Source organism: Rhodococcus sp. APC 3903, from assembly GCF_030407755.1.
Lineage (GTDB): Bacteria > Actinomycetota > Actinomycetes > Mycobacteriales > Mycobacteriaceae > Rhodococcus_F > Rhodococcus_F erythropolis.
Genome location: NZ_JASDCV010000027.1, coordinates 49,968 through 74,286, shown reverse-complemented (window position 1 = coordinate 74,286; position 24,319 = coordinate 49,968). Strand labels below are relative to the sequence as shown.

Genomic DNA, 24,319 nt, shown 5'->3' with positions numbered 1-24,319 from the left:
ATCCCAACCCCTCAAATCCCAGCCCCTCAGATCCCAGCCCCTCAGATCCCGGCCCTTCGCACGAGAGCGTCAGTGGCAGAAGGGGATACAACGTCAATCGCTCGTAACAGCCCCGCGTACCGTGGATACAGCTCGACGGGACGCGTATTGATCGCCCTCAAGATCCACGATGCAGCTTGATCGGCCGCCAGCGCCGGCTGGCTCACGTAATCCGCCGTCGGCGCGATCATCGGTGTTCGTATGAGTGGGAATTGCACTGTGGTGACATCGACACCGGTGCCGTGACATTCCGCGCCGAGGCTTCGGCCGAAGGCACTGAGAGCAGACTTCGACGCGTGGTAGGCACTGAACCTCGGCATCACGCCGGCAGTGACTCCCCAGGTTCCGACGTTGATGATGTGTCCGGACTTCGCCTCGAGCATCGCGGGCAGCAGACGCAACGTCAGTCGTGTAGGTCCGAAGTAGTTGAGTGCCATGGTGCGCTCGTAGTCGTGGAATCGGTCGACCGAATCCAACGCGGTACGCCGGATCGAGCGACCCGCATTGTTGACGAGGATGTCGACCGACCCGAATCGATCCGCGATCGTCTCCGCGAGTTCGTCGACGGCTTCACCGCGGGAGAGGTCCGCAGGCACGATGTGCGCCCACCCTCCCCTGCGGTGGATCTCGTCCCGTACGTGTTCGAGGTTTTCCTCACCGCGCGCGACCAGGATCATCTCGGCTCCCCGACGAGCCAAGAGATGAGCTGTCGCCTCGCCGATCCCCGAGGAAGCTCCTGTCAGAACGATCGTCTTGTCGGAGAGCGTGACACCGCGTGACGGAACAAGAGAGCGCAGACGCGTCGGCGGACTCAAGGCAATATTGCTGAGCAGCGTTCTGATCACATCGGCCTCGGTTCGATCTTCGCGTGCGTTTCGGTGCGAACCCATCCCTGAACAGCCAACTTCGAGCGCACCGCGGAAATTACTCAAAAGTAAGTTATGGCGCCGTTTCGACCGTGTCAAGAATTCGTCGAGATCCAGGAGTATCTGCCACTAGCTTTTCCTGATACCTCGGGTTACATTAAACCCAGACCGAGTGCCAGCGATCACACAACCGGCCCTCGATTCCACCGAACACCGCGAGAAATACCAGCGGTGACCGAAACGAAGAGGAGACGCCATGACGCTCACATCGCCGCTCGACAAGCGCGGAGAAGCATCCGACGACTCGTACAACGAGACGCTTCGACTCCTGTCCGAGGGCTCGGTGCACAAGCACTTCGACCCGTACCTCGACATCGACTGGGACTCCCCCGAGTTTGCCGTCGTCCCGAACGATCGCCGCTGGATCCTCCCGGCCGAGACAGACCCGCTGGGTGCTCACCCCTGGTACCAGTCGCAGTCCGAGGCCAGGCAGATCGAAATCGGCATGTGGCGCCAGGCCAATGTCGCGAAGGTCGGTCTCCAGTTCGAGAACATTCTGATCCGCGGCATGATGCAGTACGTCTTCTCGCTGCCCAACGATTCGGCCGAGGCGCGCTACTGCACGCACGAGTCGGTCGAAGAGTGCAACCACACGATGATGTTCCAGGAGATGGTCAACCGCATCGGTGCCGACGCTCCCGGCATGAGCCGTCCGATGAAGATGCTTGCACCCTTCATCCCCCTCGCTGCGGGTCCGTTCCCCGAACTGTTCTTCGTCGGTGTCCTCGCCGGTGAAGAGCCGATCGACCACATTCAGAAGAGCATCCTGCGCGCCGGCGGCCAGATCCACCCGATCATGCAGTCGGTCATGGCCATCCACGTAGCCGAGGAAGCGCGTCACATCTCGTTCGCGCACAAGCTTCTGAGCCGTCGCATCCCGCTGATGTCACGCCCGAACCGGTTCGTCCTCTCGCTGCTGTTCCCGATCGTCATGCGCATTCTCTGTGACGCCATCGTCATCCCGCCGAAGTCCTTCTGGAAGCAGTTCGACATCCCGAAGTCCGTGAAGAAGGACCTGTTCTGGGATCTGCCCGAGTCACGCCAGACCCTGCGCAACTACTTCGGTGACGTCCGCATGCTGGCCACCGACACCGGCCTGATGAACCGTGCCTCGCGCCTGGTGTGGAAGGCCTGCAAGATGGACGGCCGCGCATCACGCTTCCGTAGCGAACCTCACCGCAGCTCGCACAACGCCGCCGCGTAGCTCCCGGACAGTCGAGATCGGACTCATAGCGCCATGCCACACGTAGTCACGCAGTCCTGTTGCAGCGACGCCTCGTGCGTCTACGCCTGCCCGGTCAACTGCATCCATCCGACGCCGGACGAGCCGGACTTCCTCACCGCCGAGATGCTGCACATCGATCCGCAGGCCTGCGTCGACTGCGGCGCATGTGTCTCGGCCTGCCCGGTCGACGCCATCGTCCCCGAGTCGAAGCTGACCGACCCGCAGCGAGTCTTCCTGTCCATCAATGCGGACTTCTACAAGGAAGAGCGGCCCAGGCCGCTTCTCGCCAAGGTCATCCCGGCAGCCCACGTCGACAAGGGCCGACCGCCGTTGCGCGTTGCCATCGTCGGTTCCGGACCGTCGGCGATGTATGCCGCGGACGAGTTGCTGACTCAGCCTGATGTGCAGGTCAACGTCTTCGATCGCCTTCCTGTGCCTTACGGCTTGGTTCGCGCCGGCGTTGCTCCGGACCATCAGAAGACCAAGCAGGTCACTCGCTTGTTCGACAAGATCGCCGCACAAAAGGGTTTCGAGTTCTACCTCAACGTCGAGATCGGCAAGCACATCTCGCACAGCGAACTGCTCGAAAATCACCATGCGGTGCTCTACGCAGTCGGCGCTTCGTCCGACCGTGGTCTCGGCATTCCGGGTGCTGATCTGCCTGGCACGGCATCGGCCACCGACTTCGTGGCCTGGTACAACGGCCACCCCGATCACGCCGACGACGTCTTCGATCTCTCGCATCGCCGCGCGGTCATCATCGGAAACGGAAACGTCGCGCTCGACGTCGCTCGCATTCTGACGGCCGATCCCGAGAAGTTGGCGGGCACTGACATCTCCGCTCACGCACTCGCCGCTCTGCGGAAGAGTCGCGTCGAAGAAGTTGTCATCGTGGGTCGACGCGGAATCGCGCAGTCCGCGTTCACAGTCCCCGAGTTCACCGGCCTGATGGCACTGCCGGACATCGAACTCTCTGTCGGACCCGACGACATGGTTCTCGACTCGGCCACCGAAGAACTGGCAAAACGCGGCGAGCTTCCGCATGCCGTCGAGCAGAAGTTGCGCCTACTCGAAGCCCTGAAGAACCGCGATCACGTCGACGTCGGCAACAAGCGCATCACGTTGCGCTACCTGCTCACGCCGACGTCGATCACCGGCGACGATCAGGTCAGTGGAATCGAGTTCGCTCGCAACGCCCTGGTCGACGCCAACGGAACCGTGCAGATCGAGGCGACGGGCGATACCGAGACCATCGATGCCGGCTTGGTCCTCACCTCGATCGGCTACCGCGGAGTGCCCATCACCGGCGTCCCGTTCGACGAGCGTGCTTCGGTCATTCCGAATGAGAACGGCCGCGTCCTCGAAGCTCCGAACGGCGATCCCGCAACCGGCGTCTACGCGACCGGTTGGATCAAGCGCGGACCGAGTGGGTTCATCGGCACCAACAAGTCCTGCGCGCAGGAAACGATCAGGATGCTCGTCGACGACTTCAACGACGGACGCCTGACCAACCCGGTCGCCGACGACTCCGCAGTCGATCGTCTGGTTCGGGCGCGACAGTCCGACGTAGTCGACCGCGAGGGCTGGCACGCCATCGACAAGGCGGAACTGGAACGCGGCGCTGCGCACGACCGTGTCCGCGAAAAGGTTCTGGATCAGGTCGAGATCACCTCCATCCTCGACGCTGCGGCCCGGGTGAAACCGGCGCGTCGATTCGGTCGACCCGTTCGCGCTCGCTGATCCGCTACAGGTAAACAGCTACTTTCACGCACACGGCCCCGCCTGCAGACTCGTCTGCCCGGCGGGGCCGTCTGCGTTCCGGCAGCGTCCCACTCAGCGAAAATTTTTGCCCGTCAGCGGCCGAAATCGTGTAATACTGCAACCTGTTCCAGTAAGCGGCACAGCGGGCCCACGATCCCCCGGATCAGGCTCGCCAACCAGATGAGGATTGCATGAGCGAGACTGCAACGCCGGCGCCGAACGGGAGTGTGACACCTGCAGTAGAGGGTTGGTTCACCACCGGCGACGAACCTGCTCTGATCGGCACGAAGTGCCAATCCTGCGGCACCATTTCCTTCCCTCGTGAGGCGACGTTCTGCAAGAACCCGAGCTGCTTCAGCGAGGAGTTCGACGACGTGGAACTCTCCCGCCGCGGCACTGTCTGGTCGTACACCGACGCGCAGTACCAGCCCCCGCCGCCGTACATCCCGCGCTCGGATCCGTACGAGCCTTTTGCTCTCGCAGCAGTCGAGCTGCCCGAGGGGATCGTCATCCTCGGCCAGGTGGCCGACGGATTCGGCGTCGACGATCTCAAGGTCGGCAATACCGTCGAATTGGTTGTCGAGCCGCTGTACACCGACGAAACCGGAGTACGTACGACGTGGCGCTGGAAGCCTGTCGCCGCAGCTGATCAGGAGTCGCAGTCATGAGCAAGGACGTCGCAGTACTCGGTGTCGGAATGCACCCCTGGGGCAAGTGGGGGCAGTCGTTCGTGAAATACGGCGTTGCCGCCGCTCGCGCCGCGCTCGCCGATTCGGGTGTGAATTGGCAGGACGTCGACTTCATCGTCGGCGGCGAGACAGTCCGCAACGGTTACGGCGGATACGTCGCCGGAGCCACCTTCGCACAGGCACTCGGCTGGAACGGCGCTCGCGTCGCCACGTCGTACGCAGCGTGCGCGACGGGAGCCCAGGCACTCGACACCGCTCGCGCACGAATCCTGGCCGGCCTCAGCGAAGTTGCCCTGGTCGTCGGAGCCGACACCACCCCCAAGGGTTTCCTCGCTCCCGTCGCCGGTGAGCGTTGGGACGACCCGGACTGGTTGCGCTTCCGCCTCATGGGTATGACCAACCCGGCGTACTTCGCGCTCAACGCGCGTCGTCGCATCGACCTCTACGGCGCCACCGCGGAGGACTTCGCCAACGTGAAGGTCAAGAACGCCAAGCACGGGCTCAATAATCCGAATGCGCGCTACCGCAAGGAAGTCACCGTCGAGAACGTGTTGGCCTCCCCCGTGGTGTCCAATCCCCTTCACCTGCTCGACATCTGCGCGACGTCCGACGGCGGCGCCGCAATCTTGCTGACGTCGATGGAATACGCCCGCAAGATGGGCATCGCGGAACCTGTTCGCATCAAGGCTATTTCGACGGTCACGCCGACGTTCCCGCAGACGATCATGGATATGCCGAACTTCTCCACCGATTCCAGCTCCGCCGTCCCGGCTCCGGAGCGCACGTTCAAGGAATCCATCGGCTACGCCGCGTACGAGGAAGCCGGAATCTCTCCCGAAGACGTCGACGTCGCCGAGGTCTACGACCTCGCTACCTCGGTGGAACTGGACTGGATCGAAGACCTCGCGCTGTGCAAGCGGGGCGAGGCCGAGCACCTTCTGCGTGCGGGTGACACCAGTATCGGAGGCCGCATCCCGGTCAATCCGTCCGGCGGTCTCGCGTGCTTCGGCGAAGCCGTTCCCGCACAGGCACTTGCGCAGGTGTGCGAGCTCACCTGGCAGCTGCGCGGACAAGCCGAAGGCCGTCAGGTCGAAGGCGCCCGCATCGGTATCACCGCCAACCAAGGTCTGTTCGGACACGGCTCCTCGGTGATCGTTTCCGCCTGACCCTGTTCTACTTTCGTGGCGGTCGCACACTCACCCGTGAGCGGCCGCCACGATCACGTCTGCCACTGCCCCTGGCTGTGAAACCAGCGAGGCATGGGAGGTCGGGAGTTCGCTGGTGTTCGCGCCCATCCGGTTTGCCATGAACCGCTGCGCCGAAGCTGGGATCACGCGATCCTCACCGGCGACCAGATACCAGCTCGGTGTGTTCGCCCACGACGGTGGCCCGCCGAGTTCGAGGTTCGCCCACAAAGCGGCGGACTTCTGGTGAGCCAACATCGTTGCCGCCGTCTCGTCGGAAACGTCTTGAGCGAAGACGGAATGGAAATACTCGTCCGTGACGTAGCCGTCGACGTTCTTCCCGCCGATCGCGTGAGGATCGTCGACGATCCTCAATCCCAGAGCGGGAGGAAGCAATTGGCTGCCAGGAAATCGAATCGGGTCGATCGTGATCTGTACCGGCTCACCCTCCACCGGACCGAACGCCGCGATGTAGACCAGCGACTGGACTTTCGGATCGTGGACATTGGTGATCACCGCGCCGCCGTACGAGTGCCCGACGAGAACGACGGGGCCGTCGATGTCCGCAACCGTCTTCTCGATCACGGACGCGTCGTAAGCCGGCCCGCGCAGAGGATTGTCCGGCACCACGACGCGATAGCCACGCGAGCGTAGGTCGGCGGCAACGCCGTCCCAACTGGTGGCGTCGGCAAAGGCTCCGTGAACCAGAACGACAGTTGGCTTGGGGCTTGCCACCGCAGCACCGGAACCGAAGATCAGTCCGGCCGCGACTGTCATGAGCATTGCCAGAACTGCTGTGAATACACGTGAGATCTTCATGCGTTTCCTTCACTCTCTTAGGCAAGCGAGAAACTGCGGTAGGCCGGGACACGCCCGTTTCGATCCTAGAAATACCTGCTGCGACGGACGTGACTGTCCGTGCAGACTTCTGGGCTCACGGTGCACAAATTCTGGTTGAGCGTCCACATCCCGGGGTATCAAGGCTGCATGGCTTTGCTCCTGGATACTTCCGTGCTGGAGCCTGACCAACGCACGGACGCCTTCGTCGACGCGATGGGACGCGCATCGGTTCCCTGTGCGATCCACTTGGAGGATCCGGCGGGCGTGAGCGCCCGGATGAACGTGTGGAATCTGGGCGCAGCATCACTGTTCCGCTCCGAGTCGACGGGGATGCGATTGACCAGAACACCGCGGCACGTGCGATCAGCGTCGATGCCGGTTCTCGCGATTGCCCTGCAGGAGAGCGGAATCGGCCATCTAGATCAGCACGATGAACAACGCAGAGTCCCGGCCGGTGAACTACTCATGACGGACCTGACGTCGACCTACGATTTCTCCTGGACGGGAACGGGCGCTTCCCAGTGCCTCTACGTTCCGATGGATCGGCTGGGACTACCGATCGACACCGTGCGAGACGCTGCCACGCGACCTCACCACAGCAACCTGTACCCCTTGATGATCGCGCACGTTCGTGAATTGTTCCGCAGCGCCGATCAGTTGGAGACCGATCCTGCCGCCGAACAATTGGGCGAGGCCTCGATCGAACTGGCGCGCGCTTTGGTCGCATCGATCGCGCATGCAAATCCCGACGCCTCCGCTCCGAGATCGGCACTCACGTTGACATCGATCCGCAGATACATCCGCGAACACCTTCACGATCCGGCGCTGCATCCTGCACGAATTGCCCACGCCCACAGCATCTCACTGCGTCAGTTGTACAAGATCTGTTCAGACAACGAATTCCGGCTCGAGCAGTGGATCATCACCCAGCGCCTGCAGAAGGCTCGGGACGAACTGGCTCGACCCGCTACCGTCGACCTGCCGATCGCCACCATTGCCCGCCGTGCGGGATTTGTCGACGCCGGACACTTCAGCCGACGGTTTCGGCAGGCCTACGGAGTCAGCCCGACTCGTTGGCGTCAGCTCCGCGATTGCAGCAGCGCCACAACGTCTGACTGACCACGGCTTTCGGCATTGTCCAATGCGGTCTTTCCCGACGCATCCCGGATCGAGGGATCTGCCCCGGCGTCGAGAAGCTGAGTGATCACGTCGACGTAGCGCGCCGAGCCGTCGCCGTACACAACGGCCTCGAGAAGCGCCGTCCACCCCGGATCATTGACGTGATTGACCGGTACCCCGGCAGCAATCAGCATCCGGACGGTCTCGACATGCGCGTGTTCACTCGCGGGAATCAGAGCCGTACCGCCGTAACGGTTCACGCTGTCGACATCCGCGCCATGGCTGAGCGTCAGTGCCAGAATCTCGTTCAATCCCTCGGCTCCGGAATACAGGAAGGCCGAATCCTGCATGGAATCCTTCGCATTCACGTCAGCACCGGCAAGAATCAACGCAGAAGCCGCAGCGACGGCGTTGTTCTTGGTGGCCTCGACGAGTGGAGTCCGTTCGCCCTCGCCGCGCGCTTCGATGTTCGCGCCGGCAGTCAGGGCAGCGGTAACAGCTGCGGGATCATTGCGGTCCACAGCATCGAAGAGCGCGCGCTCGGATTCCGGCGTCGACGATGGCTTTACACCCGTAGGCGGTACAGCTGCCGTTGTTGTCGCTGACGCCGCGGTTGTCGGCGTCAGCGGGGTGTCGGACGAACTGCAACCCGCCAACGCTCCGGTCACCGATGCCGCGAAGATTACGCAGGCGAGGACAGACCTGCGCGGCCGCGCCATCACAGCGAATCACTTTCTTGGACAAGTGTTTCGAGCGTCATCCTGACGGCGTCCAGGTGTTCGGCCATCGCCCTGGAGGCGTGGTCGTAACTCCCGGATGCAATTCCTTCGACTATTCGTTCGTGTTCCTCGTTCGACTTTTCCTGGCGACCGGCAACAAGATTGAGTGTCTCGGATTGCCTTGTCAGCGCTTCACGGATATCGACGATTACCGACTCGAAGACACGATTCCTACTGGCTTTTGCAATCAGTCCGTGAAATTGGGCGTCGAGTGCAACCCATACGAGCGGATCGTCCTCGTCACGCATCTGCTGTACCAGTCCGCGGAGTGCTGCCAGTTCCTCCGCGGTGTGCCGTTGCGCAGCCCATCCTGCGGCCGGAATTTCGACATGAGGCCGTGCTTCGACCAATTCGTTGGCCGCATAGCTGCCGAAATCGAGGTCTCGCGCTATCGAATCACTGACGACGAACGTGCCGAGCCCGGATTTTGTCTCGGTGAGCCCGAGAGCGTGGCACGAGCGCAGGGCTTCGCGGATAACCGATCGACTGACCCCGTGCCTTTCGGCCAGGGACGCTTCGGACGGGAGACGCTCTCCGACTGCCAGATCGCCGGAGGCTATTGCGGCACGAAGGTCTGCGAGGACTGCCTCGGCAGCACTCACCCGCGCGGCGACTGGTCGCCTGGTGGCCCAGCTGTCTGACAGGTTCATGCCGTCATTGTTGCGACTGCCGAAGTCCCGCGTCAAACATCGCACCTGGTGACGGGTTGACGTGCAGGAGTGAGCGAGGTAACAATTAGACCTGTCAGACAGCCTGATAGCCCGATAGCTGGGTGGGTCTACTACTTGTCCGTCAGCGCTGCGATCCCGAAATACACCCACCGCGCAGAGTGATGCTTGCGCGAAGAGACACGAGGAATTGATCAAGTGCTCGAAACGCGAACAGAACACGATCTGCTCGGCGATCGCGAAGTTCCAGCCGATTCGTACTGGGGAATCCACACCTTGCGCGCGATGGAGAACTTCCCGATCACTGGTCGAACAATTGCCACGAACCCGCATCTGATCCGCGGCATCGCTTACGTCAAATGGGCCGCAGCCAGCGCAAACGAGAAGCTGGGCATCCTCGACGGCCCGCGAGCCGAGGCCATCTCACAGGCATGCAAGGAAATCGTGGACGGCCGGTGGCACGAACAGTTCGTAGTGGACGTCATCCAGGGTGGTGCCGGAACGTCGACGAACATGAATGCCAACGAGGTAATCGCCAATCGCGCATTGGAAATCCTCGGCCACCAGCGCGGCGACTACGAACGACTTCACCCCAATGAGCACGTGAACCTGAGCCAATCGACCAACGACGTCTACCCCACGGCCGTCAACATCTCGACGATCTTCGCGATCGAGGACCTGCTGGATGCACTTCGTGTACTCCAGAATGCGTTCACGACCAAATCTCTCGAGTTCGCCGACACAGTGAAGATGGGACGCACCCAACTGCAGGACGCCGTGCCGATGACTCTGGGTCAGGAGTTCGGCACCTACGCGGTCATGATCGAGGAGGATCGAGCGCGCCTGGCTGAGGCTGCTCTTCTCGTTCACGAGATCAACCTCGGCGCCACTGCTATCGGCACCGGTCTCAACGCGCCTGCCGGCTACGCCGAGGTGGCCTGTTCCGACCTGGGCGCACTAACCGGGCTGCCGCTGGTGTTGGCAACGGATCTGGTCGAAGCGACCCAAGACGTGGGCCAGTTCGTCCACCTCTCCGGCGTACTCAAGCGGGTCGCTGTGAAGTTGTCCAAGGTGTGCAACGATCTTCGGCTGCTCTCTTCTGGTCCGCGAGCCGGATTGAACGAGATCAATCTGCCGCCGGTGCAGGCAGGTTCGTCGATCATGCCGGGCAAGGTCAATCCGGTAATTCCCGAGGTCCTCAATCAGGTCGCGTACGAAGTCATCGGCAATGACGTGACGATTACGATGGCTGCGGAATCCGGGCAACTCCAACTCAACGCTTTCGAGCCGATCATCGTGCACTCACTGTCCGAAGGAATGCGACACCTCGGTGCGGCTTGCCGCATTCTGGCGGACCGGTGCGTACTCGGTATCACGGCCAACACCGAACTGTTGCGCGCGCGAGTCGAAGACTCCATCGGCCTCGTCACCGCGCTCAACCCCTACATCGGATATACCGCGTCCACACGGATTGCCCAGGAGGCGTTGATTTCCGGGCGTCGCGTCGCCGATCTCGTGATCGAAGCGGGCCTGCTCGACCGCGAGGAACTCGATCGGTTGCTCAGCCCCGAACATCTCGCCAATCTCCGCGTTGCGGGCGAGAAGCCTCATGCTAACGCCGTTGCGGAGGAGGTTTGATGACCGTCGAACGGGAAGAGACACCCCACGCCGAGGTTGCCGCTGAAGAGGATCTCGGATATCAGAAGGCGCTCGGCCCCAGACAGATTCAGATGATCGCGATCGGTGGTGCGATCGGAACAGGCCTTTTCATGGGTGCGGGAGGGCGACTCCAACAGGCGGGCCCGGCCTTGGTTCTCGTGTACGCGCTGTGCGGGTTCTTCGCCTTCCTGATCCTGAGGGCACTCGGCGAACTGGTGATGCACCGACCGACTTCGGGATCCTTCGTTTCCTACGCACGCGAATTCTTTGGCGAGAAGATGGCTTTCGCTGCGGGTTGGCTGTACTGGATGAACTGGGCAATGACTGCCGTGGTCGATGTCACGGCTGTGGCGTTGTACATGAACTTCTTCAAGAAGTACTGGGCGCCACTGGGGCACATCGATCAGTGGATGTTCGCTCTGATCGCGGTGGTGTTGGTTCTCGGACTGAATCTGGTGTCCGTCAAAGTCTTCGGAGAGCTGGAGTTCTGGTTCGCGTTGATCAAGGTCGTTGCGTTGACCGCATTCCTCGGGTTCGGTGTCTATTTCGTACTCTTCGGCACGCCCATCGAAGGGCATTCCTCCGGATTCAGCCTGATCACCGACAATGGCGGGCTGTTCCCCAACGGAATACTGCCGGCAGTCGTGGTGATTCAAGGCGTCGTGTTCGCTTACGCCTCAATTGAACTCGTGGGAACCACGGCCGGAGAGACCGAAAATCCCCGGAAGGTGATACCCAAGGCAATCAACACAGTGATCATTCGGATCCTCGTCTTCTACGTGGGATCGGTGCTACTGCTCTCGCTGTTGCTCCCGTACACGGAGTACCACGCCGGTGAAAGTCCATTCGTCACATTCTTCGGTTCGATCAACATCCAAGGTGCGGATGCGATCATGAATCTGGTCGTTCTCACGGCAGCCTTGTCTTCCCTCAATGCCGGATTGTATTCGACCGGACGAATACTCCATTCGATGGCGATGGCAGGCTCGGCGCCTGCCTTCGCTGCCAAAATGAACAAAGCCGGAGTGCCGTACGGGGGAATCGCACTCACCGGCGTGGTCATTCTGTTCGGCGTCGGGCTCAATGCTGTTGTCCCAGCGCAAGCCTTCGAAATAGTCCTCAATCTTGCAGCCCTCGGCATCATCAGTGCGTGGGCAGTCATAATGTTGTGCCAGTTGAAGCTCTGGCAACTTGCGAAACAAGGCAAAGTCACCCGCCCTCCCTTCCGCATATTCGGCGCACCGTACACCGGGATCGCGACACTGGTCTTTCTTGCGGTCGTTATCGTATTGATGGCATTCGACAACCCTGTTGGAACATGGACCGTCGGCTCCATCGCGATCATCGCACCGCTGTTGATGATTGGTTGGTACGGCGCCAGGAATCGCATTCGCGAGTTGGCCATCCATCGCCCCGCAGCTTGACGTGAAAGGACCTCAGTGTCGAAAGTCGCAGTCGTCACCACTGGTGGCACCATCGCCAGCACCCGAGATGCGCACGGAATCAGTCGGCCCGCAATCACCGGTGCAGATCTGCTCGGCAATGAGCAGACCGACATCGATCTTCGAGTCGTGGACGTGATGTCGAAGGACAGTTCGAGCATGACCTTCGCGGACATGGATCGTGTTCGCGACGCCGTGGCCGACGAATTGAAGGATCCTGGACTCGACGCGGTGGTCGTGCTTCACGGCACCGACACGATGGAGGAAACTGCGTTCTTGTTGGACCTGCACCACGACGACCGACGTCCGGTGGTCTTCACCGGGGCGCAGCGCACTTTCGACCATCCAGAGTCCGACGCTCGTTCGAATCTGACCGCGGCGATCGCGGCCGGACTCGACATCTCGTCGCAGGGACGTGGTGTCCTCATCGCCTTCGGCGGTTCGGTCCACCCGGCCGCAGGTACGCGAAAGGCCGACACGACGGCACTTGACGCCTTCCGCTCGTTGCGCATCGACCCGGCCCTGCTGCGCACTCCCGAACCATTGCCGTGGCATCCGATTTCGAACACCCGCGTCGACATCATCGCCGTGTATCCCGGGGCAGACCGCGTACAGATCGACGCTTGCGTGAGCGCCGGGGCAAATGGACTTGTTCTCGACGGACTCGGTTCGGGAAATGCCAATCCGACGATCGTCGAGGCCGTCCGAGACTGCGTAGGCGCTCACATTCCGGTGGTCGTGACAACTCGTGTGCCCTCGGGGCCAATCTCCCCGGTTTACGGTGGTGGTGGCGGCGGCCACGACTTGATCGCCGCAGGCGCTGTATTTTCCACCGATCTTCGGGCCGGGCAGGCACGTGTACTTCTGGCGGCCTTGTTGTCAGATCCGGATCTCGTGGGCCTGGAAAAGGTATTCGACCGATATTCGAGGTTTGCTCGCACCCCGCCGTTCAGGCGGTAGCACTGGCGACGCCGTTCGTAGTTCGAACGCACCACTCGCTAAATCAGGGACTTTGGTCCGAATCTTTTGATTTGGACGCTTAACAAGTGTCCGAATTGGGTAGTTTCACATCATCTAACTCGTTACGTATGTCGATCCAGCGGTCACGTCCAGTGCAGCCAGTCGAACAGGAGTCGGATGAGCAGCCCATTTCGTGATGCCGCTGCAGTGACGCTCGACGCGTCTCACCGCGTCGGGCACACTCACGCGTCGGACGTCCCTGTCAGCGGGCGCTTTCACCCGCCCTCTGCAATCAAGGGACTGGTTCCACGTCCCCGGTTGCACCAGAAACTCACCGCGTCCACCACTACCGAGGGCTCGGGACCCGGGTCCGTCGGGCTGCTTTCTGCACCGGCCGGAGCGGGAAAGACCCTGCTGCTGGCGAATTGGGCTCGTGAGTATTCGCGGGCGTCCCCTGACGTGGACCTCGCCTGGCTGACGTTGGCCGAGCGCGACAACAACGTGTCGGTGCTGTGCGAATCCCTCGCCGAGGCCATCTCGACGCCTCTCGACCCGGCCGGTCGCGCGCCCACCGGGCAAGGGTTCCCGGCACAGGCGGGATCGAGACGACCCGTCGAACAGTGGCTCGCGCACTTCGCGGAAACCGTCGAAGCTCACGATCGCCGAACGACGCTGATCCTCGACGACGTTCACACACTCCACGATCCGATGTCGATCGGTCTTCTCGACCAGATACTCACGCACACCCCGGACAATCTGTCGATCATCGTCGCTGCTCGATACGAACCTCCGCTCACCTGGCATCGTCTCGCGCTCGATGGCCGACTCACTCGCTTCGCATCCACCGATCTCGCCTTCGACCGCACCGAGATCACTGCGATGTTCGGCGAATACGACATCGCCCTCGGCGACGACGAGCTCGCAATCGTCGAGAACTTCACCAAGGGGTGGGGCGCTGTTGTTCGCCTAACCGCAGCGTTCCTGGCAGGCCGGAGCGACATCGGTAATGCATTGAACGAGTTCACCCATACGCCCCGCCCGATCGCCGACTTCCTCGTCGACGAGGTCCTGACATCCTTGCCCGAGCATGTCACGACATTCATGTTGCGGACATCCGTCGTCGATTCGTTCTCTGCTCAACTCGCAGAAACGTTGACCGATTCGAATGCGCGGTCCGAGATCGACGCTCTGATTCAATACAACTTCCCCGTGACGCGGACCGACTCCGCTGACCACACCACGTGGTTCAGCTACCACCCCCTTCTCCTCGAACACCTCCGCGCAGAGTTCCGCCGGGTCGATCACGAGGAGAGAAATCGCGCGCACCTTCGAGCAGCAACCTGGTTCGAGAGTCATCACTTCGAACTCGAGGCGCTCGAACTCGAGGTGTCGATCGGCGACCCGTGCCGCATCCTCGCTTTTCTCGAGCGCTGCGGACTGGGCCTCGTACTCGACGGGCACAGCGGAGACGTCGTCCGAGTGCTCGAATCCGCACCGACGCAGGTCTCCGAATCTCCGATCACCCGCCTGGTCCTGGCTGCGGCCGCCCTCCATTCCGGTGACATGACCTCTGCGACCACGTGCCTCGATCTCCTCGAGGCAACTCATCCGCCTATTGCGGACGAGCCACTGTTCCTGGCGATGAGTCTGGAAATCTCCTGTGCTTCGCCAACTTCCGACAACAAACCATTGGTTTCGCGCCTGGTGCGGCGCCAGAACAGCACTCACTCGGACGTCGAAGCCTACGCTCACCTCGAGGTAGCGACGGCCCTCCTACTCAAACGCGAGTTCGACAGGGCAACTGTCGAATACACCCAGGCGGTCGCGCTCGGAACACTACGAGGCAGGTCGCGATTCGTACTGAAGGCACTGACCGGGCTGGGATTTGTCGCCTCACTCAGCGGGGACATCGAGGCGATGAGGGCACACTCCACCTACGCCATCGACTACGCGGTCGAACACCGAATCACAACGACGGCGGAGTACGAGTTGTCCGCGTCCGTGGTGGCCTTCGCTGCATATCTCTGCGCCACCAGCGAACTTCCGTACCGCATACCGACTATCGGAAACTACCGGAGCACAGATGTTCTCGGCGCCAGCGTCCCGGTATTCGGGTGGCACACCGTCGTCACGTTCGGGCTCCACAGTCTCGGCGACGCGGCCGATCGACGGTCGACCGCTGCCGACGTCCGCGATGCGATGCTCAGCGCGATCGCACTGCGCACCTTCTCATTGGCGACCCTTGCCCTACTCCCACCGGTCGTGAACGCATGCCTGTCGGTCGGCGAAGTGGAATGGGCGGGCCGACTCGTGCGCGATGCGGCTGATCAGTTCGGCGAGACTTCCGAGATACACCTGGCGCGAGCTGCCGTGGCTTTCTCGTCCAACAAGTTCGCAGAAGCACTCGTCGAGGTTTCCGAAGCCCTCGGATCCACCGAAGAGCCTGTGCTCGCCCACACCGTCTACGCCTGGACACTCGAGGCTGGGATCCACGCTGCCACCGGTCACGAGCGCAAGTCGTTTCGTTCGCTGCACAAAGCCCTGCGAGCCGCAGAAACCGGTGGGCTGTTGCGACCTTTCCTCGACTACGGCGCGTCACTGCGTCCGATCTTCGACGAGTTCAGTGGGCACTTCGGCGATCAGGAGGCTTTTGCCGAACAGGTACGCAACCGCATTCGTCCACAAGAGCTGGTGAGTGCACCGATCCTCACACCGGGCGAATACACCGTGCTGCGCGAACTGGCCTCGGGAGACACCACCGAGTCGATCGCCGACACGCTGTTCCTGTCCGTCAACACCATCAAGACGCATCTACGCGGGATCTATCGGAAGTTGGAAGTAAGTAACCGACGCGACGCACTCAAGGCTGCGCGTCGCGGCGGACTCATCTGAGCAAGACTGCTTCCATGCCCCCGAAGCTGTACTCCGATACGCGCGATCGAATGACCGTCTGGGCGAGACGCACACCAAGCCGACGGTTGGCTACCGACGCGACGATCGACGTCTTCGAAGTCGGACTCGTCGACAGCGCCATGACTTTGGCAGCCCAGGCGTTCACGTCCTTGCTGCCGGTGATGATCGCAGCGTCCACCCTGGAAAAGCTGAAGCCCTTGGCCGATGTCGCCAGAGACGACCTCGGGGTGCAGCTTCCCGACGCCGTGATGACCGACACCTCCACTGCGGCCGCGTTCGGCATTGTCGGCTTGCTCATGCTGTTGATCAGTTCCACGTCATACGCTCGCGCCCTTGGCCGGATGTACGGACGAATCTGGAGTGTGCCGACAGCGACACTTCGCCAGGCATGGCGGTGGATCGCGGTCGTGTTCGTCGTCGCCGCGTCAGTGGTCGGTGCTGCGCTGTGCCGCGAACTGAATGCCGTTCCGAGAGTGGGCAGTCTCCTGGAATTTGTTGCGGTCTACGCAGTGTGGGCACTGGTCTGGACTGCCGTGCCCATGCTGTTGACCGCCAATCGCATAACCACTCGTATGTGTGTCGGGTCCGGCTTGCTCACCGCGACGGGTCTGACCGGACTGCACGTGGCCGGCACTCTGTTTCTGCCGCGGATGACCAAGACGTCTCAGGACGAGTTCGGCCTTCTCGGCGTGATGTTCACCGTGATCGGGTGGCTGTTCATCTTCTCTGCCATCGTGGTGGTCGCGTCATCGATCGTCGGATCGGTCGCAAAAGATGCGGGGCCACTGGGAATCTGGCTGCGGACCTCACGCTGAAGTGTTGTCCCGACCCTCGAGGGCCTGCGAGACGGTCGGATAGACGTCGACCTTCAGCGCACCCTCGTCAGCCCCGGACAAGACATCGCGGAACTGACCGATGTCGCGGGCCACCCGGAAGCTCACATTCTTGCGAGCCAACGAATCTCGAAGCTGAGCCAACATCTGGGCCGCGCTGACGTCGATGAACGGTGAAGTCTCGGCGTCGAGAATGACCGTCGTGGTCCCGGTGGTCACCATGCCGGTGATCTGATCACGGACGTGATCGGCATTCGCGAAGAAGAGTCCGGATTCGACCCTGACCACCACGACGCCGTCGAGTGTCCTCAGATCAGGATGGCTGCTGGTGTCGACCCAGCGCGTGCCGTCCTTGGCCAGAGCGGCCACGTGCGGTTTGGAGACTCGATACAGGAGCAGCAGCATCGAGACGACAATTCCGATGATCAGACCGGGCAAGGTATCGAACAGGAGAACTCCGAACATCGCCGCGACAGCGGCGGCGAAATCGGCCCGAGCGGCGTGCCCGTAGATGCTGCCCAATCGCTTCGTCCAGACCCGGTACAGCGCTGCGAGAGAAGAGAAATCCACTAGTTCGATCACTGCGGCGATCACCACCGCCGATAGCGTCGCTTCCGGTAGTTTCTCGAACAACCCAGTCAGGAACAGCAGTGTCAGCAGCGTCAATGCGGCGACCACCAACCCGCTGACCTGTGATTTGGCACCCGCTCCCCCGTTGACAGCCGTCTTCGAGAGGCTGCCGTTGACCACCATTCCCGAGCAGATGCCCGATCCGAGATTGGCGGCCCCCAGTCCTACCAGTTCCCGATTGGCGTCGATCGTGTATCCGGCCTTCGCCGCGTATGTCTTTGCAGCGCCGAGACCTTCGGCGAAACCGATGAGTAGAACACCGACGGCCGGCCCCACTAGGTCGAGGTAGTCCTCGGCTCCCACTCCACTCGGCAGGCCCATAGTCGGCAAGCCCGAATCGATGTGTCCGACGATGTCGATGCCACGGTCGTCGAGTCCGAACAGCGCTACTGCGGTAATCCCCAGTAACACAACCAGAAGCGAACCTGGCACCAGCGGGAGCCATCGCTTGACTCCCAGAACCATTGCCAAGCTGAGCAATCCGATGACCACCGTCGGACCGTCGACCTCGCCAAGTTCCTTGATCACCGTCCACGCCTGGACGAAGAAGTTCCCCTCGCCCTTGTCCACGCCCAGGAGTTTGGGTACTTGACCGATGATGATCGTGAGCGCCAAACCGACTATGAATCCCTTGAGAACCGGCTCGGAGATGAAGGATGCGATGAATCCGAGGCGCATGAATCCTGCGAGCAGTCCGACGAGTCCGGTCACTATCGCGAGCCCGACCGACAACGCGACAAATCTGGTGTCGTCTCCCGACGCCAGTGGAGCGATCATCGCCGCGGACAACGCGGCAGTGGCCGACATCGGCCCGACGATCAGATGCCGCGAACTACCAGCTGCTGCATACAGAATCAGTGACGGAACTGCAGCATAGAGCCCGACCACCGGCGGAACTCCGGCGATGGTGGCGTACGCGAGCGCTTCCGGGACAAGGACAGCCCACACCGTGAGGCCCGCGATGATGTCTGGTCGAAGCCAGCCTCGCTGATAGTCGGACAGTGATCCGAAGACCCACCACGTCCGTGTGTGCGGAGCACTCATAGCCCTTGCACCCCTTTACTGATCTGCATCGCCGCGATCAGGACGAGGAGCCCGACGTTCAGCAAGTGCGTGTTGGTGGCTATCCAGGTGCGGATCTTCTGCAGCGGTTCGGTGGCCTCCTCCTTCTTGATCAGGAGAAGGGCGACAGGCACGGCGACCGAGGTCACGGACACCAGAGAAAAGATCACGGCCGAGACGATCTGCGACGTCGGCGCCACGGTGCTGAGGCGAAAGTTCATGGCAGCGGCAATCGCACAGGACATGTCGATGGGATTGAGAACGAACAGCGCGAACCCGAGCACACCCGATCGCATCGGCTGGAAGTGTTCTACCGACTGGAGCATTTTCGGCAGTTGAGGGGCCGCCGCGACAACATCTCCCGGAGCCACTGCAGCCGCCATCGCCTGCACTCCGCGCCGACTACGCGTGTAGACGAACCAGGCACCCGCGAGCAACGTCACGCCGAGAACGAGGTGGAGGATGGGCACCCACAGGGGTGGGTGTGTTCTCTGATGAACTTGGAGTGCGGTCAAGATGATGTACGACCCGGCCAGGGCGACAACTATTCCGAGATACCACCCGATCAGATACGCGATGCTGTTGAGACGCGCTCGTTCGGAAAAGAGCACGGCGACAACGGCGACAACCGCCAGCGGGCTCATGATGATACCGAGTGCCAGCGGGATCTGTTGCAGTAGCAGCGATCCCATAACTACCTCCCGTTGTCAGAGACCGCCGATGCCCTTACCGATGAGAACAACACCGATAACCAGGATCAACACACTCATCACAGTGGCGTTGTTGTCCTGCAACCACACCTTCAGCTTGGCCAGCGGACCGCGCAGTCGCTCCGCGGCAACGAGGTAACCGATCACGGGCACGCACACTGTCGAGGCAGCGATGATGGTGAAAACCAGGACCGCGACGACTACTTCGCCGGAGCCCAATGACGCAGAGCCGATCGAGATACCAGCCGCGATACACATCATCAGATTCTTCGGATTGATCGCTGCCAGCGCGAAGCCCAAGCCGAGGCCCTTGGCAGCGGTCATGTCGTCGATGGCTTGCATCCACTTCGGGGTTTCATGCTCGCCACCGCGGCCGCGCCATTGCTTGACTCCGAACGCAAGTAGCAACACACCCAACGCCAGCTTGATCCACGACACCGTCGCAGAGGGATCGCCTTCGGAGTCGCCGAGCTTGCTGGACAGGAGCACGAAGATCACAGTGGCGACAACTATTCCGAGTATCCAGCCCAGGGCGAATCCGACGCTGGTGCTACCGGCTCGCTTGGACAACAACATCAAGATCGCCGCGATGATCGGGATGGGCGATACCGCAACACCGACCGCTAAGGGTAGAAGATCCCCGATGACAGATCCCATGCCGACCTCTTCTCTCTCCCGGTCGACACTAGGGGTGACGTTCCTTCGCAGCCTCACACAAAAGGGATGAACGGAGCCGCGATGACATTCACCCGTTGGGGATGACGCCTCGGGAGCGTGTGGGAGCAAGACTGGATCTCACGGATACGGAGTCCTGGATCGAGCGGCGACGCCGATTGCCCCTGACGACACGTGATTTCGAGGCTCGACGCGGTACTGACCGAACCTCATGGCCCTACGAAATGGAGCGGACACTGATGAATGCTCCCACTCGGTATCAATTCCTCATCGACGGCGAAGTGTCGGACCGCGTCAAAGCGGCGTTTCCCGAACTCAGCGTTGCCAGTGCAGCCGGCGGATTCACCAGTTTGTACGGGCCCGTCGCGGATCACACTGCTATGCGAAGCATCATGGCCCGCCTCGATTCCCTCGGCTTGACCGTAGCCGAACTACGAAGGCTCCCAGACTGATCCGAGCCGACTGATCCGAGCCGGCCCTCCGTCGGATCGTCCCCCGCGCACGAGCGATGGTCCCGACCGAGTCGATTCGGTCGGGACCAACTGCTCTCGAGTTGTTCGGCGCCTAGACTCTGTCTGTGTCCCAGGTCGCGACGGCCCAGATCACAACGACGTCGAGCGCGATGACCAGGATCGACCACAGCGGGTAGTACGGCATCCACAAGAAGTTGGCGATGATCGAGAGCGACGCAATGACTATCGCCGCCGCCCTGGCCCACACTGCACCGGTGAAGAGGCCGAGAGCCACCACGATTCCGATGATGCCCAAGATGATGTGGATCCAGCCCCACGTCGTGATGTCGAACTTGTACGTGTAGTTGATACCCACGACAAACAGATTGTTGTCGGCGACCGCCGCAATGCCCTGAAGCAGAGCGACAATGCCTGCGGTGAGCAGCAGAATTGCTGCTGCAAACGTCGTACCTACCGCGAAACCCTGCCGGACAGGGTGATTCGCGGGTTCCCGCGGTGGAGCAGTCATCAGCGTTCCTTTCGACAGAATGCACTTCCCATACTCAGTCTCGAGGGGCTGGGAAGCGAAAACATCACCCGTCGCGGATGAACCGCAGGTCACCGACCCGTACCCGCTTGCCGGCATCGCAAACCAACCTTGGCAGACTGGCACTGTGCAACACACCGTGGTCGTGATCACCGATATCTACGCTCCACCGGCAGTGATCTTCGATCTCGAACTCGACATGGACGAACACTCCGCCTCGCTCCACGCAACAGATGAGGTGGCAGTCACGAGTACGGGTAGATCGACGCTGGGAGAGGGCGACGAGGTGTCGTTCACTGCTCGGCATTTCGGGTGGAGATTCTCGATGACAAGCCGAATCACGCAGTACAACCGTCCGTACTCGTTCACAGACGAGCAGGTCCGCGGCCCGTTTGCCGCGATGCAACACGAGCACGTCTTCGACGATCAGCCGGGTGGGTGGACGCGGATGCATGACCGCTTCACGGTTACGGCCCCTTTCGGCGTGCTCGGACACCTGGCACTGAGGTTGGCTGTCGGCCCGTATCTGCGCCGTCTTCTCGAGCAACGCGCCGCGCACATCAAGACCCGCGCAGAAGGTGGCACCCCTTTCACCGAGTGAGCACCCTCTCCGACGCGCTGCAGACGGTGTTCACTCAACTGAACCTGTGTTCACTCAGCAGCAGTCACACTCGTCACCGCTCTCGGGCACCGTCACAACCGGGCAGCACGGATCACCCTTCCACGCGTTGATGCCTTCCTTCACTGCGATGACGGCGATCACCAGTGCCGCAATCGGGTCCGCCCACGACCAGCCGAGCACCGAGTTGAGCAGCAAACCGACCAGCAAGACCGCAGAAAGGTAGGTGCAGAGCAGCGTCTGCTTCGAATCCGCGACCGCCGAAAGCGAACCCAACTCCCTACCTGCTCGGCGTTGCGCATAGGACAGGGCCGGCATGATCGCCAAACTGACTGCAGCCAATACTATTCCGACGCTCGTGTGCCGCGCTTCACCCAGACCGAACAGCGACCAAATCGCGTCGAACGAGACGTACGCAGCGAGCCCGAAGAACGAGAATGCGATCACTCGCAGTGCCGTCTTCTCACGGCTCGTCGGATCCGGAGCCGAGAACTGCCAGGCAACCGCTGCCGCCGAGGACACTTCGATCACCGAATCGAGGCCGAAACCGAACAGTGCTGCGGACGACACCCGAGTGCCCTCCGCCAGCGCGATGATCGCTTCGACGACGTTGTAGCTGATCGTGATCGCCACGAAGATGCGAATTCGTCTCGACAAGAGCGCACGCCGGGCAGTCGAGAGGCCGCCACCGTCAACGGGCGCAACCATCAGCAGCATCCTTCTGATTCACTGTCCGGGCAGTACGACGGATCCACCGCGAGTACGACCCCGAGCAGGTCGTCGAGGGCCTGACCGATATGTGCGTCGGCGAGTTCGTATCTGGTCCGGCGCCCTTCCGGGACGGCCACTACCAAGCCACACCCGCGCAGACAAGCCAGATGATTGGACAGCTTCTGCCTGGTTACAGCCAGTGTTTCAGCGAGGTCGGACGGGTACCGAGGGGCAGTTTTCAGTTCGAGCAGTATCCGTGTCCGAGTCTCGTCGGACAAGGCATGCCCGAACCTCGCAAGCACCGCCACGTTGGTCACCACATCTACGCCCTCGATATCCATACATACGACAGTACATCGCAATCTGTATTCAGAAAACAGTGAACTCAGATGGTTCAAGATCCTGCCAGCGGGTAACGCAAGCGTGAAGCCACCCGACCGGGTAAGCGAACACCGGGAGCCCACATCCGATGAACCGTACAAAAGTCGACGATCACGTAGCGATGGCCGAACTACCGACAACCGGCAGCATCTTCCAGGCCTCCTGGCCGGTGCGTACGGGCGACATCCACACCGACAAGCAACTGCGCCTCGACGCGATCGCGCGCTACCTCCAAGACGCGGGCTTCGACAATCTCGTCGACCGCGGCGCCATGGATACACACCCGCTGTGGATGGTGCGAAGGACGGTGATCGACGTACTCGAACCCGTCATCTGGCCGGATCGAGTTCATCTGCAGCGCTGGTGTTCCGGACTCTCCAGCAAGTGGTGTTCGATGCGGGTTCGGATCAGGTCCGACAGCGGTGGATTGATCGAGACCGAGGCATTCTGGATCAACATCGACCCGAAAACCGGAATGCCGGCAACCATCAGTGAAAAGTTCACCGCTGCCCTGGCATCGACGGCCGTGGACGAGCATCTTCACTGGCGTCGGTGGATCGACCCCGACACCGACAATCAGGCGGATTCTCCATTCCCGTTGCGCTCGAGCGATTTCGACCCTTTCGATCACGTGAACAACGCAATCTACTGGCAACCCGTGGAAGATGCACTGCCCGAAAAATTACGAAGCGAACCCTTTCGCGCGATCCTCGAGTACACCCAGCCCATCAAGAGAGGCGAGCAGGTGAGCGTGCGAACCGGCACGAACACGCTGCACATCGACGCCGGCGGCGAGGCACGTGCATCCGCTCGATGGTTTGCCCTGACCTCGAACCACAGCGATCAGGGGTGAAGTTTTCCGAACCCCACGACGGCGGAGTCGGATTGCCAGTGAAGATCATGGACTCGCACCTTGCCGAACTCGTTGCCGCCGACCGTGATCGCCGAGTCACCGTCCACTGCCACAACGATGTTGGTGTGCTGACCTACCCATCTCGAACTGTCGTAGATCACCACATCACCCACGCTCGGGGTGTACCCGCTGCCGTTCTCGGCGTACGCGCCGATCCCCTGGTAGTACTCCTGCAAGGTGTACACCCCCGGGATACGCCAGCTTCCGGAGTTCGGGTTCGACAACGGTCGATCCGCTTCCCTCATTATCCAGCTGACAAAATCGGCGCACCATTCTTCGTCGATACCGTCGGAATAGAAAGTGCCCGGACGGTCCCGCTCGTGCTCGGATTGCAGCAGTTCGAGCACTCGAGCCTGGTCCGCAGTCACCGAACTGGCGTCGACCGTCGGGAACTCGGCAGTGTCCCAGGGCAGATACCGCGAAGGCGCGACCGCGACGACAACCGCCCCGACCACGATCACGACGCCGAGCACCCCGGCAATCCAGAGCAAGATACGGCGGCGACGGTTGGGTTCGGCAGGACTCACCCTTACGAGTGTGCCAGCCTGCCGAGAATCGAAACGCCAACCACCCCGATGACCT

24 protein-coding genes are annotated in these 24,319 nt (G+C 61.6%); 13 read left to right on the top strand and 11 right to left on the bottom strand.

Features of this window, described 5'->3' with window-relative positions; translation table 11 throughout:
• Nucleotides 1-41: 41 nt before the first annotated feature.
• Nucleotides 42-929: an SDR family oxidoreductase gene (locus QMA15_RS28065; protein ID WP_279163438.1), complete on the bottom strand. Its 888-nt coding sequence runs from the start codon at nt 927-929 to the stop codon at nt 42-44.
• A 232-nt stretch (nt 930-1,161) separates the two neighbouring features.
• Here QMA15_RS28065 and QMA15_RS28060 point away from each other — a divergent pair, with 232 nt between their 5' ends.
• From QMA15_RS28060 to QMA15_RS28045, 4 genes are all read left to right on the top strand, one after another.
• Nucleotides 1,162-2,169, top strand: coding sequence for a diiron oxygenase (locus tag QMA15_RS28060; protein WP_003943163.1), 1,008 nt, complete (start codon nt 1,162-1,164; stop codon nt 2,167-2,169).
• Between the two features lie 33 nt (nt 2,170-2,202).
• The gene (locus QMA15_RS28055) at nt 2,203-3,930 is read left to right on the top strand and encodes an FAD-dependent oxidoreductase (protein WP_019745838.1); all 1,728 of its coding nucleotides are present in this window, start codon (nt 2,203-2,205) and stop codon (nt 3,928-3,930) included.
• Between the two features lie 212 nt (nt 3,931-4,142).
• Entirely contained in the window at nt 4,143-4,619 is a 477-nt protein-coding gene (locus tag QMA15_RS28050; RefSeq protein WP_019745839.1) for an OB-fold domain-containing protein, read from the top strand.
• Complete coding sequence (locus QMA15_RS28045; RefSeq protein ID WP_020909545.1) at nt 4,616-5,806, top strand: lipid-transfer protein; 1,191 nt, start codon at nt 4,616-4,618, stop codon at nt 5,804-5,806. The genes QMA15_RS28050 and QMA15_RS28045 overlap by 4 nt, the downstream gene beginning before the upstream one ends.
• A 30-nt stretch (nt 5,807-5,836) precedes the next feature.
• On the opposite strand, the gene QMA15_RS28040 is transcribed toward QMA15_RS28045, so the two are convergent.
• Complete coding sequence (locus QMA15_RS28040) at nt 5,837-6,643, bottom strand: alpha/beta hydrolase (RefSeq protein ID WP_172932731.1); 807 nt, start codon at nt 6,641-6,643, stop codon at nt 5,837-5,839.
• Between the two features lie 168 nt (nt 6,644-6,811).
• On the opposite strand from QMA15_RS28040, the gene QMA15_RS28035 reads away from it, so the two are divergent.
• Nucleotides 6,812-7,783: a helix-turn-helix domain-containing protein gene (locus QMA15_RS28035; RefSeq protein ID WP_172932732.1), complete on the top strand. Its 972-nt coding sequence runs from the start codon at nt 6,812-6,814 to the stop codon at nt 7,781-7,783.
• Here QMA15_RS28035 and QMA15_RS28030 read toward each other — a convergent pair.
• Together QMA15_RS28030 and QMA15_RS28025 are read right to left on the bottom strand one after the other, a co-directional pair.
• The gene (locus QMA15_RS28030; RefSeq protein WP_172932733.1) at nt 7,744-8,502 is read right to left on the bottom strand and encodes an ankyrin repeat domain-containing protein; all 759 of its coding nucleotides are present in this window, start codon (nt 8,500-8,502) and stop codon (nt 7,744-7,746) included. The genes QMA15_RS28035 and QMA15_RS28030 overlap by 40 nt on opposite strands.
• On the bottom strand, nt 8,502-9,212 hold the full coding sequence (locus QMA15_RS28025) for a FadR/GntR family transcriptional regulator (protein ID WP_021333372.1): 711 nt from the start codon (nt 9,210-9,212) through the stop codon (nt 8,502-8,504). The genes QMA15_RS28030 and QMA15_RS28025 overlap by 1 nt, the downstream gene beginning before the upstream one ends.
• Before the next feature lie 216 nt (nt 9,213-9,428).
• On the opposite strand from QMA15_RS28025, the gene QMA15_RS28020 reads away from it, so the two are divergent.
• From QMA15_RS28020 to QMA15_RS28000, 5 genes are all read left to right on the top strand, one after another.
• Nucleotides 9,429-10,868, top strand: coding sequence for an aspartate ammonia-lyase (locus QMA15_RS28020; protein ID WP_019745845.1), 1,440 nt, complete (start codon nt 9,429-9,431; stop codon nt 10,866-10,868).
• On the top strand, nt 10,868-12,313 hold the full coding sequence (locus QMA15_RS28015) for an amino acid permease (protein WP_172932734.1): 1,446 nt from the start codon (nt 10,868-10,870) through the stop codon (nt 12,311-12,313). Before QMA15_RS28020 ends, QMA15_RS28015 begins: the two co-directional genes overlap by 1 nt.
• Before the next feature lie 15 nt (nt 12,314-12,328).
• On the top strand, nt 12,329-13,291 hold the full coding sequence (locus QMA15_RS28010; RefSeq protein WP_172932735.1) for an asparaginase: 963 nt from the start codon (nt 12,329-12,331) through the stop codon (nt 13,289-13,291).
• A gap of 177 nt (nt 13,292-13,468) precedes the next feature.
• On the top strand, nt 13,469-16,183 hold the full coding sequence (locus tag QMA15_RS28005; protein ID WP_279163435.1) for a LuxR C-terminal-related transcriptional regulator: 2,715 nt from the start codon (nt 13,469-13,471) through the stop codon (nt 16,181-16,183).
• A 14-nt stretch (nt 16,184-16,197) separates the two neighbouring features.
• Nucleotides 16,198-17,019 (top strand): hypothetical protein, encoded by an 822-nt coding sequence (locus tag QMA15_RS28000; RefSeq protein WP_279163434.1) that lies wholly within the window; start codon nt 16,198-16,200, stop codon nt 17,017-17,019.
• Here the strand turns inward: QMA15_RS28000 and QMA15_RS27995 are convergent.
• Genes QMA15_RS27995 through QMA15_RS27985 form a run of 3 tightly spaced genes read right to left on the bottom strand, consistent with a single transcriptional unit; the run spans nt 17,011 to nt 20,096 of the window.
• Nucleotides 17,011-18,711 (bottom strand): SulP family inorganic anion transporter, encoded by a 1,701-nt coding sequence (locus QMA15_RS27995; protein WP_019745850.1) that lies wholly within the window; start codon nt 18,709-18,711, stop codon nt 17,011-17,013. The genes QMA15_RS28000 and QMA15_RS27995 overlap by 9 nt on opposite strands.
• Nucleotides 18,708-19,421 carry a GAP family protein gene (locus QMA15_RS27990; RefSeq protein ID WP_019745851.1) on the bottom strand — a complete coding sequence of 238 codons (714 nt, stop codon included), beginning with the start codon at nt 19,419-19,421 and terminating at the stop codon, nt 18,708-18,710. Before QMA15_RS27990 ends, QMA15_RS27995 begins: the two co-directional genes overlap by 4 nt.
• A gap of 15 nt (nt 19,422-19,436) precedes the next feature.
• The gene (locus QMA15_RS27985) at nt 19,437-20,096 is read right to left on the bottom strand and encodes a GAP family protein (protein ID WP_019745852.1); all 660 of its coding nucleotides are present in this window, start codon (nt 20,094-20,096) and stop codon (nt 19,437-19,439) included.
• 257 nt (nt 20,097-20,353) lie between these two features.
• Here QMA15_RS27985 and QMA15_RS27980 point away from each other — a divergent pair, with 257 nt between their 5' ends.
• The gene (locus QMA15_RS27980) at nt 20,354-20,566 is read left to right on the top strand and encodes a hypothetical protein (RefSeq protein ID WP_078377385.1); all 213 of its coding nucleotides are present in this window, start codon (nt 20,354-20,356) and stop codon (nt 20,564-20,566) included.
• Nucleotides 20,567-20,678: 112 nt separating this feature from the next.
• On the opposite strand, the gene QMA15_RS27975 is transcribed toward QMA15_RS27980, so the two are convergent.
• Complete coding sequence (locus QMA15_RS27975) at nt 20,679-21,095, bottom strand: hypothetical protein (protein ID WP_020909554.1); 417 nt, start codon at nt 21,093-21,095, stop codon at nt 20,679-20,681.
• A gap of 145 nt (nt 21,096-21,240) precedes the next feature.
• Between QMA15_RS27975 and QMA15_RS27970 the strand changes: the two genes are divergently transcribed.
• Nucleotides 21,241-21,714: an SRPBCC family protein gene (locus QMA15_RS27970; RefSeq protein WP_279163433.1), complete on the top strand. Its 474-nt coding sequence runs from the start codon at nt 21,241-21,243 to the stop codon at nt 21,712-21,714.
• A gap of 54 nt (nt 21,715-21,768) precedes the next feature.
• Here the strand turns inward: QMA15_RS27970 and QMA15_RS27965 are convergent, their stop codons facing one another.
• Nucleotides 21,769-22,449 (bottom strand): cation transporter, encoded by a 681-nt coding sequence (locus QMA15_RS27965; protein ID WP_279163432.1) that lies wholly within the window; start codon nt 22,447-22,449, stop codon nt 21,769-21,771.
• On the bottom strand, nt 22,440-22,784 hold the full coding sequence (locus QMA15_RS27960) for a metalloregulator ArsR/SmtB family transcription factor (protein WP_003943224.1): 345 nt from the start codon (nt 22,782-22,784) through the stop codon (nt 22,440-22,442). The genes QMA15_RS27965 and QMA15_RS27960 overlap by 10 nt, the downstream gene beginning before the upstream one ends.
• A gap of 128 nt (nt 22,785-22,912) precedes the next feature.
• Here QMA15_RS27960 and QMA15_RS27955 point away from each other — a divergent pair, with 128 nt between their 5' ends.
• Complete coding sequence (locus QMA15_RS27955; protein WP_279163431.1) at nt 22,913-23,677, top strand: acyl-ACP thioesterase domain-containing protein; 765 nt, start codon at nt 22,913-22,915, stop codon at nt 23,675-23,677.
• On the opposite strand, the gene QMA15_RS27950 is transcribed toward QMA15_RS27955, so the two are convergent.
• Nucleotides 23,668-24,264, bottom strand: coding sequence for a CHAP domain-containing protein (locus tag QMA15_RS27950; RefSeq protein ID WP_024487586.1), 597 nt, complete (start codon nt 24,262-24,264; stop codon nt 23,668-23,670). The genes QMA15_RS27955 and QMA15_RS27950 overlap by 10 nt on opposite strands.
• Between the last annotated feature and the right edge of the window lie 55 nt (nt 24,265-24,319).